Below are 14,651 nucleotides of genomic sequence, written 5' to 3'. Positions count from 1 at the left end.
GGGTACGAGGCGATGGTAGCGAGCGTCCATCCGCCGACCTATGCCGGTTCGTCCGCGAGGATTGCCTATTCCTACCGGTGTCGGGAGCGCGCGTGGCGGTCCGACGAGGGAGTCGCAGGTCGCCCGTGCCGGCTCGACCTGGATCGATGTGGTTTTTTTACGCAAGGACCCGCCAGGGCGGCGGGTCCGGCGGGGCTCAGAGTTTCGGCAACTGGCCGATGCGGCCGATCATTTCGGTGACGATCTGCAGGTCCAGCTGGAACTGCTCGGTGGTCTTGAACTCGTTGTCGGTGTGGCCGGTGTACTTGACCTCGGGACGGGCCAGGCCGAATTGCACGCCGTTGGGCAATTCATGCACCGAGGTGGCGCCGGCGGAGGTGCCGAACTTGTGCTCCATGCCGAGGTTTTCGCTGGCCACCGCCAGCAGCGCCTTGACCCATTCGCCTTCAGGGTTGCGGTACATCGGCTCGGCGATCTTGTAGTCGAAGTTCACCGCGACATGGCTCTTCTTGCTCCAGACGGCGAGCTTGTCGGCGATTTCCTTCTTCAGCACGTCCGGGGTCTTGCCCTTCGGCACCCGCAGGTTGACCGCCAGCTGGAAGGCCTTGTCGTCCTGCGCGACATAGGTCAGGGAGGTGGTCAGCGGGCCCATGAAGGGATCGGCGAAACCCACCCCCAGTTTGTTGCCCAGGTAGTCCAGGCCCCAGTTGTCGGCGGCATACCGCGCGGCGTCGGTGATCTGGTTGTGCTTGAACGCGACCTTGCCGTTCAGGCCGTTGACGAAGTCGAGCATGCGCGCCACCGGGTTGACCCCCGACTCGGGTTCGGAGGAGTGGGCGGAGACGCCGGTGACGGTCAGCTTGACGTCCTTGCCGTCGACCTTGGCCGCGACGCTGAAGTCGCCGCCATGGGCCTTGGCGTATTCGGCGCCGGCTTTTTGCAGGCTGGCGGCCAGTTCCGCGGGCTTGTCGGTCAGCAGGGTGGCGACCGATGCGCCGGGGATCTGGTTGGTCGCCAGGCCGCCGGTCATCGAGACGATCTCGGCGCCTTTGCCTTCGGCCGCGCGCCGGGGGAAGGTGGCCATGACCGTGCCGTAGCCTTTCTCGGCGATCACCACCGGGTAGCCGCCGTCCAGCGCCAGGTTGTAGTTGGGCGTCGGGTTGCGCTCGAAGTAGTAGGGGATGGCGTCGCCGCTGGTTTCCTCGGTGGTGTCCACCAGCAGCTTGAAGTTGCGCGCCAGGGGCAGTTTTTCTTCCTTGATGATCTTCATCGCGTAGAGCGCGACCACGATGCCGTTCTTGTCGTCCTCGGTGCCGCGGCCGTACATGCGATCGCCCACCAGGGTGACCTTGAACGGGTCGAGCTTGGTGCCGTCCGGCAACACCCAGTTTTCCGGGGTCACGGGCACCACGTCGGCGTGGGCGTGGATGCCCACCACTTCGTCGCCGCTGCCTTGCAGGGAGATTTCATAGACGCGGTTGTCGACGTTGCGGAAGGTCAGGTCGAAGGCCTTGGCCAGGTCCTTGATCTTGTCGGCGATCTTCAGGAACTCGGGGTTCTCGTGCTGCGGCACGCCGTCGACACGGACGGTGGGGATGGCCACCAGCTCGATCAGGGTCTGGGTCGCGGCCTTGCCGTATTTCACCCGGGCATACAGGCCCAGCAGGCGATGGATTTCGTTCTGCTGCTCGGCGGTCAGCGTCTTGTTGTCGACAAAGGCGGCGATGGCCGGGCCGAGGTTGGCGCTCTTGGCCACGTCGCTCTTGGCCAGGGTGCCGAGGAACTGGCGGAAATCGGTGACCGAGGCTTCGTTGAAGTCCTTGAGGATGGCCGCGCTCTGTTGCGGGGTGATGTTGGCGTGGGCGCTGGTGAAGGCTGACAGGCTGGCCAGCATCAGGGTGGCCGCGGCCAGGTGCTTGAGGGAGAAATCCATTACGGGGCATTCCTTGCAAGAGAGTAAGAAGTGTCTGAACGATCAGGCAGAAACCTTCCCAAGCTAACACCACGAGGGCGGCCGACGGGAGCCCCCGAAGTGGGATCTGTCGCACAGAACGGCAAAAGCGGCGCACAAACGCAAAAGTCCTGGCGTGGCCCGGTGCCATGTCTGCGCCCGGGTTCCGCCCCCTGTCCTGTTCGCAGGGCGGGGGGCAACGCGGTGGCCGTCAGAACGCGTATTGCAGGCGGGTGTAGTAGTAGCCGCCGGTGAAGCCGAAGGGCGAATAGCTGCCCCAGTTGTCGCCGAACGAGGAGTTGCTGACGCCGATGTGGTCGGGGTACTTGTCGAACAGGTTCTGCGCGCCCACGGCCACCGTCAGCTGTTTGTCGAAGGCGTAGGCCACGTCCAGGTCGGTGATCCACTTGGCCGAATACTCGCGGTCCAGGCTCGGGTCGCTGGAGCTGTTGACCTCGGTGTAGGTGCCATAGCGGGTCAGCCGCAGGTTGACGTCGAAGTCATGGATCGCCCAGTCGGCGGAGAAAATCATCTTGCTGCTCGGCGAGGTCTTGGTGATCAGCGCCCGAGACTGTCGCCCCAGCAACTGGAAGCCGCTGCCCAGGGCGCTCAATTGCGCCGGGGTGTCGCTGACGCTGAGGATCTGCGTGTGGTTGTAGTTCAGCGCCGCGGTCCATTTCACCGAACCGTAGCGCTCCAGGTCCTGCCGGTAGTTGCCCACCACGTCGACGCCCGAGGTGCGGGTGTTGGCGCCGTTGGTGAAGTACTGCGCGCCGGCGGTGGCCGGTACGCCGATGCTGTCGAGCAGGGCGGCGACGCCCGGCCCCTGGAAGCGTTCGCTGAGCACCAGGCGGTCACGCAGGTTGATCACGTAGCCATCCACGGTCAGGCTCAGGTCGTCGCTGGGGGTCAGGGCGAAGCCCAGGCTGAAGTTGGTCGAGCGCTCCGGCTTCAATGACTGCGCGCCCAGGGCCTGGGCGCCGGCCGAGTCCACCGGCAGGATCACGTAGTTATACGACTGGTAGACACCGTTGATGGTGTCGAAACCGGTGGAGCGCGCGGTGAAGATCTGGTTGGCCAGGGACGGCGCGCGAAAGCCGTTGCTGATGGTGCCGCGCAGGGCGAACACCGGGTTGAATGCGTAGCGCGTACTGAGCTTGCCGCTGCGGGTGGCGCCGACGCCTTCGTTGTAATGCTCGTAGCGCGCGGCGACGCCGACGTACCACTGTTCCACCGGGTAGAAACCCAGGTCGACGTAGCTGGCGACGCTGTTGCGGCTGATCTTCTGTTCGTCCTCGGGGCTGATGCCATTGGTGACCTGGGCGCCCGGGTCGGGGCGTTGCCCGGCGCGCGGGTGGCCGGCGGGAAACACATAGCCGCCGTCGATGTAGGAGGCTTCGGAGCCGGCGCGGGTCTCGTAGCTTTCGCGCCGGTGCTCGAAGCCGAAGGCCACGTCCAGGGGCTTGGCCAGGCCGATGTCGTAGCTGTTTTTCAGGTCCAGGTTGCTGGTCAACTGGTCGGCGATGTAGATGCCCGAGGTGAATTTGTTCGGGGTGTTTTCCCCCAGCGACGGGTTCTGGTTGTCGTAGGTGCGCTGCTTGGCGTAGTTGCGCCCGTAGGTGCTGCTCAGGTCCCAGGCCCAACCGGCGAGGTCGCTGCCCTTGGCGCCGAACGCCGACTGGAAGTCGGTTTCGTTGATCAGCCAGTAGGGGCTGTAGCCGTCGGGGTAGCCGTTGGGGCCGGTGGTGATGGTGTTGCGCCCGTTGGGCAGGCGGAAGTTCTGGCCGTCGTTGTTTTCCCGGGTGGCCAGGGTGGAGAACGAATACAGGGTCAGGTTGTCGCCCAGCGGCAGGTCGAGGTTGTAGCCGGCGTCGGCCAGTTGGCTGCGCGGCAGGCCGTAGCCCTTGTAGGTGTGGTGGCTGGCGCCGGCCTCGCGCGGGTCGGGCGAACCGTCGGCCTGGGGGTAGTAGTGGTTGGCGTAGCCGTTGCTGCCGGCCTTGTTGTCGCGTTCCTGGTAGCGGGTGTCGAGGGAGAGATTGAGCACGCCCGCTTCGCCGACCTGGAAGCCATAGTTGAGCGCCTCCTGGGCGGTGCCGCGCTTGCCGTCGTAGCCCTGGCCTAGGGTGGTGTCGGAGCTGCCGCCGGTGGTCTGCTTGAGGATGATGTTGATCACCCCGGAAATCGCGTCCGAGCCGTACTGCGCCGCCGCGCCGTCGCGCAGCACCTCGATGTGGTCGATGGACGCCACGGGGATCAGGTCGAGGTCGCTGGGCGCCGCGCCGCTGTTGATGCCGTTGATGTTCAGGGTGGCGCTGGTGTGCCGGCGCTTGCCGTTGACCAGCACCAACACATGGGAGGCGGTGAGGCCGCGCAAGGTGGCCGAGCGCACCACGCCGCTGGCGTCCCAGCCGGCGCGGTCGGGCAGGTTGAACGAAGGAATGAACTTGCTCAGCGCTTCCAGCAGGCTGGGTTTGCCCACCGCGCGCAGTTGCTCGCCGGTGACCACGTCGATCGGCGTCGGGCTGGTGGTCACGGTGCGTTCGGCGGTGCCGCGGTTGCCGGTGACCACCACCGTGTCGAGGGTCGGCGCGGCGCCGTCGGCGGCGTGCAGGTTGAGCGAGGCCAGGCCGCAGGCGATCGACAGCGGCAGCAATAACGGGCGATAGGCAGGCGCGGCAGGGCGTCTTGGGCGGTTGGGCATGGGGGCAGGCTCCTGAAGGGCGGCGGGCGTTACTTTTTACGAGCGGCGATGGCTTCGATTTCCACCAGACCGCCGGGCAGCGGCAAGGCGACCACTTGCACCGCGGTGCGCGCCGGTTTGTGCGGTTGTTCGGCGCTGCCGAAGAACGGCGTGTAGCCCTGTTGCAGCCCGGCGAAATCCAGCTTGCCGCCCTTGGCCGGGTCGCCCACCAGGAACACCCGCAACTGGATCACGTCGCCCAGGTCCAGGCCCTGGCTGCGCAGCACGCCCTTGAGCTTGTTGAGGATGGAGGTGGTCTGGGTCGCGGTGTCGCCGTAGGCGGCGAACGAGTCCTTCGGCGCTTGCGGGTCGTGCAGGTCGGCGAGCAGGCCGCTGACGAACAGCAGCTCGGTCTGCGCCGGCACCGCCACCGCCAGGGAGATCGGGAAGTCGGAGTTGGGCAGGGCGATGCGCTTGATGTCGTCGGCCTGGGCGGCGCCGGTGAGCAGGGTGGCGGTCATGAGCAGTCCTATGAGCAGTGCGTTGGTTTTCATCGGTCGATCCTTCTGGGTAGGGAAAAATGCCGGCACTCAGGCGGCGACGCCCGCGTGCTGGCGTTCGGCGTGGCGGCCGATCAGGCCGACGATGCGCCGCGCCGAATCGGCGGCGCTGTTCTGCCAGATGCCGACGCCGCCGTGGGCCAGGGCGTCGCTGGCCAGGTAGGTGCGGCCTTGAGGCTGGTTGAGCACCTGGTAGGCGGGCTCGCCGACCTCGTCGTTGACGATCCACGGACCCTTGCTGAAGGGCACCTTGGACCAGTTGATCGCCACCGGTTTTTGCAGCTTGGCGCTGTGCCCGGGGTGCAGCAGCTCGACCGCCTGGCGCGAGGAGGCGAACTGCTCGGCCAGGGGTTTCTGGCAGAAGGCCTGGGCGGTCTCGGCGATGTTGTAGGCGGCGACCAGGATGCCCTGGGCGCTGTTCAGGCGGTCGCTGGGGTACCACAGGCCCTTGACCTCATGGTCCAGGTAGGAAAGCCCGCCGTAGATGTTGAAGTCGGTTTCCCAGAAGCGCGGCGACTGCCACGCCACCTTGTTCGCCAGGTCGCTCTGGGCGCTGAGGATCGCCTGCTTGAACGGCGCGCTGAAGTTGTTCGGCAGCCGCGCCAGCAGCGGCAGGGGCACGGTGACGATGGCGTAGTCGGCGCTCAGGGTCTGGGTCTTGCCGGTCTGGCGGTCCTTGTAGGTGATGCGGCTGCCCTGCTCGGAGGTCTGGATATCACTGACTTCGGCGTGGAAACGCACCGCGTCCTTGAGTTTTTCGTAGAACGCCAGGGGGATGCGGTCCATGCCGCCCACCGGTTGGAACATGGTGGTGGAGAACTCGGGGATCTCGTCGAACACCAAAGCCGCCCAGAGCTTGGGGTTGAGCAGGGTCTGCAACGACAGCGGGTCGCGGGTGATGCCGGTCTGGTCGCCCGCGCCGGGAATGCGGGTGTAGCCCGAGCGCACCGAGCCCTTGTATTTGAAGTCGGCGTTGAGGTCGCCGTAGACCTTGAGGAAGTTCAGCAACGCCTGGCGGTCGTCGGCGCTCAGGTCCTGGTCCAGGGCCTTGCGGCTGACGGTGCGCGCCAGCAGTTCCGAGAGCTGGCCGCGGGTGTCGTTGACCGCCTGGCGCAACTGGAACGCCGGTTGCCGGGCGTCAGGCAGGGCCAGAGCGTTGCGGCTGCTGTTGACCAGCACTTGCAGCTCGACCCCCAGCTCGCGGCAGTAGCCGAGCAGGGTCTGGTGATGGCTGGGAATGCGCGCCGGGCCGGCGTTGAAGAACTGCCCGTCGTCGAAGTCCACGGTCTGGCTGACGCCGTCGTCGAAATCGATCTTGCTGCCGCGGCGCAGGGTCCAGTTGCGGCCGCCGACCCGTTCGCGGGCTTCCAGGATGGTCACGGTAAAGCCGGCCTTGCGCAGTTCATAGGCGCTGACCAGCCCGGAAATGCCGGCGCCGACCACCACCACATGTTTGCCTGTGCCGCTGCTGCCCAGCTGCAACGGCTCGAAGCTGGCGGCCAGGGCCTTGGGGGCAAGACCGAGGGCGTCGAGGGCGCCGACGGCGGCGGAATAGCCACCGACGGCGGCGATTCGGGAGATCAGTTGCCTGCGGGTAAAAGCCATGAGGTGCTCCTTGGCATAGTTGCCTGTATGGGGGTCAGAGGTCGTAGCGCACGGTCAGCAACAGGGTTCGCGGGTCGTTGACGGCGTAGTAGCGGGCGCCGCTGGACGGCACGTAGCCGACCGATTGCGGGTAGGCGCGGTCGAGCAGGTTTTTCACCGCCAGGGTGGTGGTCCAGTGGCCGTCGGCGGAGAGGTAGCGGGTGTTGGCGTTCCAGAAGGTCTGGGCGGGGATTTCCTGGATGTCGTCGTTCAGCGCGTTGGCGTAGGACTTGGTCTGGAACTGCGCGTCGGTGCCCGCCAGCCAAGTGCCGGGCAGGCCGACGGGGAGGGTGTAGTCGAGGCCGACGCTGGTGTTCCAGCGCGGCGAGAACACCAGTTGCTTGCCGTTGGCGTCGACCCCGGCGCCGCTGGCGTTCTCGAAGTCGTCGTACTGGCTTTGCAGGTAACCGAGGTTGAAGGTCAGTTGCAGGTCCGGCGTCAGGGCGCTGAGGGTTTCCAGTTCGACGCCGTAGGTGTGCGCCCGGCCGACGTTGGTGCGCAGGCTGACGCCCAGGGCCGGGTCGTAGGCGTTGGTCTGCAGGTCCTTGTAGTCGTTGTAGAACAGCGCCAGGTTGGCGCGCAGGCGGCGGTCGAGGAAGTCACCCTTGAAGCCGGTTTCCCAGGTGGTCACGTCTTCCGGGGAGAACGCCTGCTCGGCGGCGGCGCGGGTCGGCGCGCGATTGTCGTAGCCGCCGGCCTTGAAGCCCTTGGCCACGTAGGCGTACTGGTTCAGGTGCGGGGTCCAGGCGTATTCGAAGCCGAGCTTGGGGCTGGTGGACTGCCAGGACTTGCTCGAGTCGGCGCTGAAATTGCTCCCGATGACCTGCCGCTCAGGGGTGATCGCGGCGTTGTCGTAGTCGAAATTCTTGTGCTCGCGGGTAAAGCGCAGCCCGGCGATCAGCGCCAGTTGCGGGGTCAGCTTGTAGCTGCCCTGGCCGTACAGCGCGTAGCTCTCGGTGTGGGTGGTGCTGTACTGGCCCTGGCCGATCACCCGGTTGCGGGCGACGGAGTAGGTGAGGTTGTCGCGGTCGGCCTCGAACTTCTCGCGGTACAGGTACAGGCCGGTGCTGAAGCTGAAGTCGTCGTAGTCGCCGTTGAGCTGCAACTCCTGGGTGGCGTAGTCCTGCTTGTAGGTGATCAGGTTGTTCTGGATCAGCGCCGCCTGCCCGGAGTTGTCGTAGTCCACGGGCTGGTCGAAGGCCGAATAGGCGGTCACCGACTTGAAGCTCAGGTGCTCGTCGATGGCGTAGATCGCCCGCAGCACCGAGCTGCCCTGGTCGAGGCGGTTCTTCGGGGCGAGGCTGCTGTAGCTCTTGAACTTGTCGAAGCGGCCGTTGGCGTCGAACGGCGTGTAGCTGGTGGTGTCGCCGCGGTCGAAGGTGCCGGCCAGGGTCAGTTGCACGTCCCAGGGCGAGTCCTCGGGCTTGTAGCGCAGCTTGCCGCGGTACGACTGGATATCGACGTTGTTCACGTCCTTGCCGCGGGTCGGGTTGGAGACGGTGCCGTCGCGGCTCAGGCGGATCGCCGAAAAGCTGCCGAACAGGGTGTTGTCCACCAGCGGGCCGCTGATCAGCAGGCGGCCGTTGCGGGCGTCGTAGTTGCCGGCGCCGAGCTCGATGAAACCGCGGGTTTCCTGGGTCGGGTCGCGGGTGATCACACGGATCGCGCCGGCGCTGCTGTTGCGTCCGTAGAGGGTGCCCTGGGGCCCGCGCAGCACCTCGACGCGCTCGACGTCGTTGAAGTCGAGCATCGAGGAAATGGCCCGCGGGATGTACAGGTCGTCGGCGTAGACCGCCACCGCCGCTTCCTGGATCGGGTCGGTTTCGCCGATGCCGCGGATGCCGTAGGTCTGCGCGCTGTAGGAGATCGACTGGCGGCTCAGGGTCAGGTTCGGCACCTGCCCCGAGAGGTCGCGGATGCTCTTGATCTGCTTGTCTTCCAGGGCCTTTTCGTCGAACGCGGAGATCGCCAGCGGGGCTTTCTGCAAGTCCTCGCTGCGGTGTTCGGCGGTGACGGTGACCACCGGCAGGGCGCCGTCTTTGCCGGCCTCCTCGGCGAGCGCCGGCACGCCGGCCAGGTTCAGCGATAAGCCCGCGCTCAGGGACACGGCCAGCGTCAGGCGGTTTTGGGTGAAGGTGTGCATGGTGAAAACCCCGGTGTAGGTACGGCGTTGGCGTCGTTATGTTTTTTTCGGCGCAGAGCGGCCGGGGCCAGGGCGGTAAAGCCATGGCGGCGGAGGGCCTGGGGCCGGTTTCAGGTTCGGGTGCAACGGTTGACCGTGGAGTGGTGTCGGCCGGAAAAAATGCAGTTCCGTGGGCCTCCACCTGGTCGGGTGGTCGGTGCTGGGTGTAACAGTATTTGTATAAATACGCGCTGTAAAAGTCTGAATAGTTATAAGTTAATTATAAAAATATGTAATTTAAAAAAAGAAATAGATGCGTATTTCTGATGTTTATTTTTAGGGTTCGGAAACGCAATCGCGAGCCAGCTCGCTCCTGCAGGCTACGTAAGACCTGTAGGAGCGAGCTGGCTCGCGATGGCGGTGAAGCGTCTGGCGCTACTTAATAACCGCGCGTGAGGTTCGCCGGATTCTCCAGCGGCCGACCGCCGAGAAAGCGTTCGAGGTTGGCCAGGAAGCTCTCGGCGATCTCCTCCCCGCTGCGGGTGGAGATCGCCGAGGTATGCGGCGACAAATGCACCCGGGGGTGGGTGTACAGCGGATGGCCCGCCGGCAGCGGCTCGGGCTCGGTGACGTCCAGCGAGGCCAGGCCGACGCGGCCGTTCTCCAGGGCTTCGAGCAGGGCGACGTGGTCCAGCAGGCCGCCGCGGGCGATGTTGATCAGGTGCAGGCCGGGCTTGGCGCTGGCCAGCACGGCGCGGTCGACGATGGCGCGGGTGGCTTCGGTCAGCGGCGCCGCCAGCACCAGGTGATCGGAACGGCCGAACAGCGCGTGGATATCCCGCGCGGCCTCGACGCCTTCGACCTCGAACGGCGTCGAACTCTGGCGCAGCGCCAGCACGTTGAGCCCCAGCGCCCGGGCCTTGGCCGCCAGGCTACGGCCGATCGCGCCGAAGCCGAACAGCCCCAGGGTGCTGCCCTTGAGCGGGGCCAGGGCGCTGTACTGCCATTGCCCGTCGTGCACCCAGATCTCGGGCAGGCGCTTGGCCGCGGCGAAGATCGAGGCCAGGGCGAACTCGGCGATGTTCTCCGCGGCGCTGCCGCGCGAGGTGCTCACCGGCGGGCCGTCGAACAGCCAGCGCGGGTAGAAGTCGATGCCCGACGACACCAGGTGCACCCATCGCAGGCCATAGGGCCAGCCCGGCGGCGGGGTGTCCGGCGCCACGTAGCCGCGCACGTTGATCGGCCGGGCGAGGAGAATGCCGACCTCGGCCGGCAGGTCGCTGGGCACCCCGGCCGGCACGTCGATCAGTTGCGCCGTGGGGTGGGTCAGGGCGAGGCGCTGGCGCACCGCGTCGTTGAAATCCGGGTCCAGCTGGCTGGCGATGACGATCGGGTTCATGGGCGTTCCTTTGGCTGGCGCTGGGCGAAGACGGCTTTGCCGACGCCTTGCAGCACGGCATCGTTCTGGGGGGTGTGCACGCGGCTGCAAAGCACGTCGCGGTAATGCCGCTGCAACGGGTTATGGCGCGACAGGCCGGGGTTGCCGCTGGCCTCGATGGCCAGCTCGACGGCGCGAATGGCGTTGTCGGTGACCAGGTATTTCAACTGCGCGGCGTGGCTGGCGTGGGTGCGGCCTTCGGCGGCGGCATCCAGCAGGCTGCGGTTGGCGAACAGCAGGGTGTCGATCTGGCCGACGGTTTCCTGGAAGCGCGGCAGGGTCGACAGCGCCGCGCCGAGGTTGGACGGCTTGCGCGTCTCCAGCCAGCCCACCAGCCAGTCCCGCGCGGCCTGGGCGACCCCGTCGTAAACCGCCGACAGCAGCACCGCCATCCACAGGAAACCGTCGCCGTCGAGTTCCGCTTGCGGCGCGCTCCAGGGGCTGACGCTGACCGCGTGGTCCAGCGGCACCAGCACGTTGTCGAACTGCACCTCGTGGCTGCACGTAGCGCGCATGCCCAGGTGGTCCCAGTCCTCGACGATGCGAATCCCGGGGGTGTCCTTGTGCACCAGCCAGGCGCCCACCAGCGGGTCCTCGTCGGTGCTGCGGGCCCAGACGCTGAACCAGCTCAGGCCGTGGCTGCCGGTGGAGTAGATCTTGCGCCCGCTGATGCGCCAGCCGGCGGCGGTGCGCCGCGCCACGGTCGCCGGCAGGCCGCCGCGGGCCGGGGTGCCGAGGTCCGGCTCGACCCGCAGGGCGTTGATCAGCGCGCCGTCGCGCACCGCGTCCGCGGCCACCCGCAGGCGCAGGGCCTCTGGCCAGTTCTTGTTGTCTTGCAGGCGTGCGTGCTGCAGGTACTGCATCACCAGGATCAGCGCCGTGGAGGGTTCGCCCTTGGCCACCGCGGCGATCGCCTGGCGCGCCTGGGCCAGGTTGGCGCCGCCGCCGCCCAAGGCCTTGGGCACGGTCAGCGCCAGCAGGCCGTGCTCGTGCAGCAGGCGGAAGTTGTCGTGGGGGAAGGCGCCGCTTGCGTCGTACAGGTGCGCCGTGGCCGCCAGCTGTTGGCCGAGGCGTTCGAGCAGGGCGTCGAAGCCGGCGGCTTCCACCGATTGCAGCAAGGGCGTGTGAGGCGAAGGAAGACTCATGGTGCGTTCACTCGGTCGGGAGGCTGGGAGGCGGTTCATGACGGCAACAGGTGGAAGCTCTTGTCCCACAGCGGGCTGACGTCGAGGCGTTCGCTGAGCACGCCGGCGTCGAAGAACAGGTCGGCGACTTCCTGCTGCGAGGCGATGGCCTGGTCGTTGACCGCGATGATCCGCGAGGGCTGGCTGCGGTTGTTATACATGTCGAGGAACACTGCCTTGTCGACGCCCAGCAACTGTGCCGACTTGGCCGCCCAGGGCTCGGGGTTGTCGTTGATCCAGTCCAGGGTCCGCGCCTGGCGCTGGATGTAGTCCTGGATCGCCTGGCGGCGCAGCGGCTCGTCGAGGGCCGCCGGGCGCGCGGCGATCAGGTAGTTGCCGGACAGGTAGCCCAGGGCGGTCTTCAGCACCCGGGCGCCGCTGCGGAATTTCGCCAGCTGGATGAACACCCCGTAGATCACCCAGGCGTCGAGCTGGCCGCTCTGGAAGGCGCTGAAACCGTCCTGCGGGGTGAGCGCCACGGCAGTGATGTCGTTCAGGGTCAGGCCCTGTTCCTTCAAGGCCTTGATCAGGAAATAGTGCGAGGTGGTGGAGCGCACGTAGCCGACCCGCTTGCCGCGCAACTGGCCGACCGACTCGATTGGCGAGTCCTTGGGGATCAGGAACACCTGATTGTTCACGTCGCCCTGCAACACCGCGATCAGGCGCGGCTGGCGATGGCTCTGGATCGAGAAGATCGGCGGGATCTCGCTCATCCCGCCGACGTCCAGGCTGCCCGAGGCCAGCGCTTCGACGATCAGGTTGCCGCCGGCGAACTCGGCGTATTCGACCTTGTAGGGCGTGTCGGCGGTGCCGGCGTCGTCGACGAAGTAGGAGTCCTGGCCGCGGTAGGTGGCGACTCCCAGGGTCAGCTCCGAGAGCTTGCTGGCCGCGGCGAAGGCGCGCCCTGGCAAGCCCAGCGATGCCAGCCCCAGTGATGACAAGCCCAGGGCGCCGAGGGCAAGGGAGCCGGCGGCGAGAAATTCGCGGCGGTTGAACGGCTGGCGGGTGATGAATTTGCTCATGGTCGGGCCCTGGTCAGATGGCGAGTTGCACCGGGACGCGCCCGAGCAGATGTTCGACGGCGCGCAGCACCGGGTCGGCTTCGGTGCGCACCAGCCAGTCCGGGCTGACCTCGGCGAAGTGCACGCTGGCGTCCCGGGCGATCACCAGCACGGTCGGCTGGGGCAATTCCCAGGTGCCGGTGCCGGTGACGTCGCCGATGGGGCTGCCCTTGGCCAGGGCGGCCCGGCGCGAGGCCTCGTCGAAGCGGTAGAGGATGCCCAGGTGCCCGCCGAGGCGGTTGTCCGGGTCGCTGGCCACTTGCAGTTGCAGGTCGTGGCGGGTCTTGATCTCGACCAGGCGTTCGGGCACCTGCGGGCTGACCGCCACCAGCGGCACCCCCAGCGCCTGCAACCGTGGGTACAGCCGCCGCTGGTAATAGGGCAGGGCGATATTGCAGGCCGGGCAGCCGGCGAAGCGGAAGAAGATCAGCACCGCCGGCCCGTTGGCCAACAACTCGTCGCGGCTCAGGCTGCCGCCTTCGACCTTGAGCAGGTTGAACGGCGCGATCAGGTCGCCGGCCTTGACGAAGCTGGCCTCCCGGGCCTCGTCCAGCAGGCGCTGGCGCTGGTCGATATTGACTTGCAGGGCCGCCGGCTCCCAGGTGGCCAGGCGCTGCGCGTGCAGCTCAGCCAGTTGGCGGTTGAGGGATTCGCTCATGCCACGGCCTCGCTGTCGGTCGGCGACGTGGGCGCGTAGCGGTTGGCCGGCACGTCCAGGCCGAGGTGGTCGCGCAGGGTCTGGCCGTTGTATTCGCGGCGGAACACACCGCGTCGTTGCAGCACCGGCACCACCAGTTCGGTGAAGTACTGCAGGCCGTCCGGCAGCAGCGAATTGATGATGAAGCCGTCGGCCGCGCCGGCCTCGAACCATTGCTGGAGCGCGTCGGCCACCTGCTCGGGGGTGCCGACGAAGTCCCGTCGCGGCCGCGAGAAGCGCAGGGCCACTTCGCGCAGGGTCAGGCCTTCGTCCCGGGCCAGTTGCTTGATCCGCTCCGAGCCGCCTTTCTGGCTGTTGGCCCCCAGGTCGCCCAGGTCGGGGAAGGGCGCGTCCAGCGGGTACTGGCTGAAGTCGTGGTCGTTGAACGGCCGGCCGAGGGCGACGATCGCGTCCTCGATGCTCACCAGCGCCACGGCCTGCCGGTAGCGCTCCTCGACCTCGGCGGCATCGCGCCCGACGATGGGCCGGATGCCGGGCAGGATCGACAGCGCGTCGGCGTCGCGACCCGCGCCCTTGGCGCGGCGCTTGAGGTCCTGGTAGTAGGCCTGGGCTTCCTCGACATGCTCGGGGCTGACGAAGATCGCGTCGGCGTTGGCGGCGGCGAAGTTGCGCCCGTCCTCGGAGGTGCCGGCCTGGAAGATCACCGGCTGGCCCTGGCGCGAGCGGGCGATGTTGAGCGGGCCCTTGACCGCGAAGAACTCGCCCTGGTGGTCCAGGGCATGCAGCTTGCCGGGGGTGAAGAATTCGCCGCTCTGCTTGTCGTAGGCGAAGGCGTCGTCTTCCCAGGAATCCCACAGGCCCTTGACCACCGCCACATGCTCCTGGGCGATGCGGTAGCGCACGGCGTGGGGCGGGTGTTCGGCCTTGCCGAAGTTGGCGGCGGTGCCGCTGAGCCAGGAGGTCACCACGTTCCAGCCGGCGCGGCCGCCGCTGATGTGGTCCAGCGAGGCGAACTGGCGGGCCACCTGGAACGGCTCGGTGTAGCTGACGGTGACGGTGGCCACCAGGCCGATATGCCGGGTGGTGGCGGCCAGCGCCGAGAGAATGGTCAGCGGCTCGAAGCGGTTGAGGTAGTGCGGGCTGGATTTCTCGTGGATGTGCAGGCTGTCGGCGATGAACACGAAGTCGAATTTCGCCGCCTCGGCCAGCTGCGTCTGCTGTTGATAGAAGCTGAAGTTCACGCTGGCGTTGGCCAGGGCCTGCGGGTGGCGCCATTCGCCCCAGCCGTGGCCGACGCCGTGGACCATCGCGCCGAGTTTCAGTTGACGTTGCTTGCTCATGGTGGTGCTCCTG

General features: G+C 67.1%; 10 protein-coding genes. All 10 read right to left on the bottom strand.

Going from position 1 to position 14,651, the window contains the following annotated elements:
* Positions 1 to 196: 196 nt before the first annotated feature.
* The 10 genes from BTN82_RS17255 to BTN82_RS17210 all read right to left on the bottom strand — a co-directional run bounded on the left by BTN82_RS17255 (position 197) and on the right by BTN82_RS17210 (position 14,638).
* Positions 197 to 1,933 carry a dipeptidase gene (locus tag BTN82_RS17255; protein ID WP_075120333.1) on the bottom strand — a complete coding sequence of 579 codons (1,737 nt, stop codon included), beginning with the start codon at positions 1,931 to 1,933 and terminating at the stop codon, positions 197 to 199.
* 229 nt (positions 1,934 to 2,162) lie between these two features.
* Complete coding sequence (locus BTN82_RS17250) at positions 2,163 to 4,652, bottom strand: TonB-dependent receptor plug domain-containing protein (RefSeq protein ID WP_075120332.1); 2,490 nt, start codon at positions 4,650 to 4,652, stop codon at positions 2,163 to 2,165.
* A 29-nt stretch (positions 4,653 to 4,681) separates the two neighbouring features.
* The gene (locus tag BTN82_RS17245) at positions 4,682 to 5,185 is read right to left on the bottom strand and encodes a RidA family protein (protein ID WP_075120331.1); all 504 of its coding nucleotides are present in this window, start codon (positions 5,183 to 5,185) and stop codon (positions 4,682 to 4,684) included.
* A 36-nt stretch (positions 5,186 to 5,221) separates the two neighbouring features.
* Positions 5,222 to 6,796: a flavin monoamine oxidase family protein gene (locus tag BTN82_RS17240; protein ID WP_075120330.1), complete on the bottom strand. Its 1,575-nt coding sequence runs from the start codon at positions 6,794 to 6,796 to the stop codon at positions 5,222 to 5,224.
* A 34-nt stretch (positions 6,797 to 6,830) separates the two neighbouring features.
* Positions 6,831 to 8,978, bottom strand: a complete 2,148-nt coding sequence (locus BTN82_RS17235) for a TonB-dependent receptor (RefSeq protein WP_075120329.1) — start codon at positions 8,976 to 8,978, stop codon at positions 6,831 to 6,833.
* 418 nt (positions 8,979 to 9,396) lie between these two features.
* Positions 9,397 to 10,356, bottom strand: a complete 960-nt coding sequence (locus BTN82_RS17230) for a D-isomer specific 2-hydroxyacid dehydrogenase family protein (protein WP_075120328.1) — start codon at positions 10,354 to 10,356, stop codon at positions 9,397 to 9,399.
* Positions 10,353 to 11,540: an acyl-CoA dehydrogenase family protein gene (locus tag BTN82_RS17225; RefSeq protein ID WP_075120327.1), complete on the bottom strand. Its 1,188-nt coding sequence runs from the start codon at positions 11,538 to 11,540 to the stop codon at positions 10,353 to 10,355. The genes BTN82_RS17230 and BTN82_RS17225 overlap by 4 nt, the downstream gene beginning before the upstream one ends.
* A 35-nt stretch (positions 11,541 to 11,575) precedes the next feature.
* Positions 11,576 to 12,601 carry an ABC transporter substrate-binding protein gene (locus tag BTN82_RS17220; RefSeq protein ID WP_075120326.1) on the bottom strand — a complete coding sequence of 342 codons (1,026 nt, stop codon included), beginning with the start codon at positions 12,599 to 12,601 and terminating at the stop codon, positions 11,576 to 11,578.
* 13 nt (positions 12,602 to 12,614) lie between these two features.
* Complete coding sequence (locus tag BTN82_RS17215) at positions 12,615 to 13,298, bottom strand: peroxiredoxin-like family protein (protein WP_075120325.1); 684 nt, start codon at positions 13,296 to 13,298, stop codon at positions 12,615 to 12,617.
* On the bottom strand, positions 13,295 to 14,638 hold the full coding sequence (locus BTN82_RS17210) for an LLM class flavin-dependent oxidoreductase (protein WP_075120324.1): 1,344 nt from the start codon (positions 14,636 to 14,638) through the stop codon (positions 13,295 to 13,297). The genes BTN82_RS17215 and BTN82_RS17210 overlap by 4 nt, the downstream gene beginning before the upstream one ends.
* Positions 14,639 to 14,651 lie beyond the last annotated feature (13 nt).

Source organism: Pseudomonas chlororaphis (genome assembly GCF_001921865.1).
In the GTDB taxonomy this organism is placed as follows: domain Bacteria; phylum Pseudomonadota; class Gammaproteobacteria; order Pseudomonadales; family Pseudomonadaceae; genus Aquipseudomonas; species Aquipseudomonas chlororaphis_D.
The sequence above is the reverse complement of the archived record's forward strand: the minus strand, read 5'-3'. Positions and strand labels throughout refer to the sequence as shown.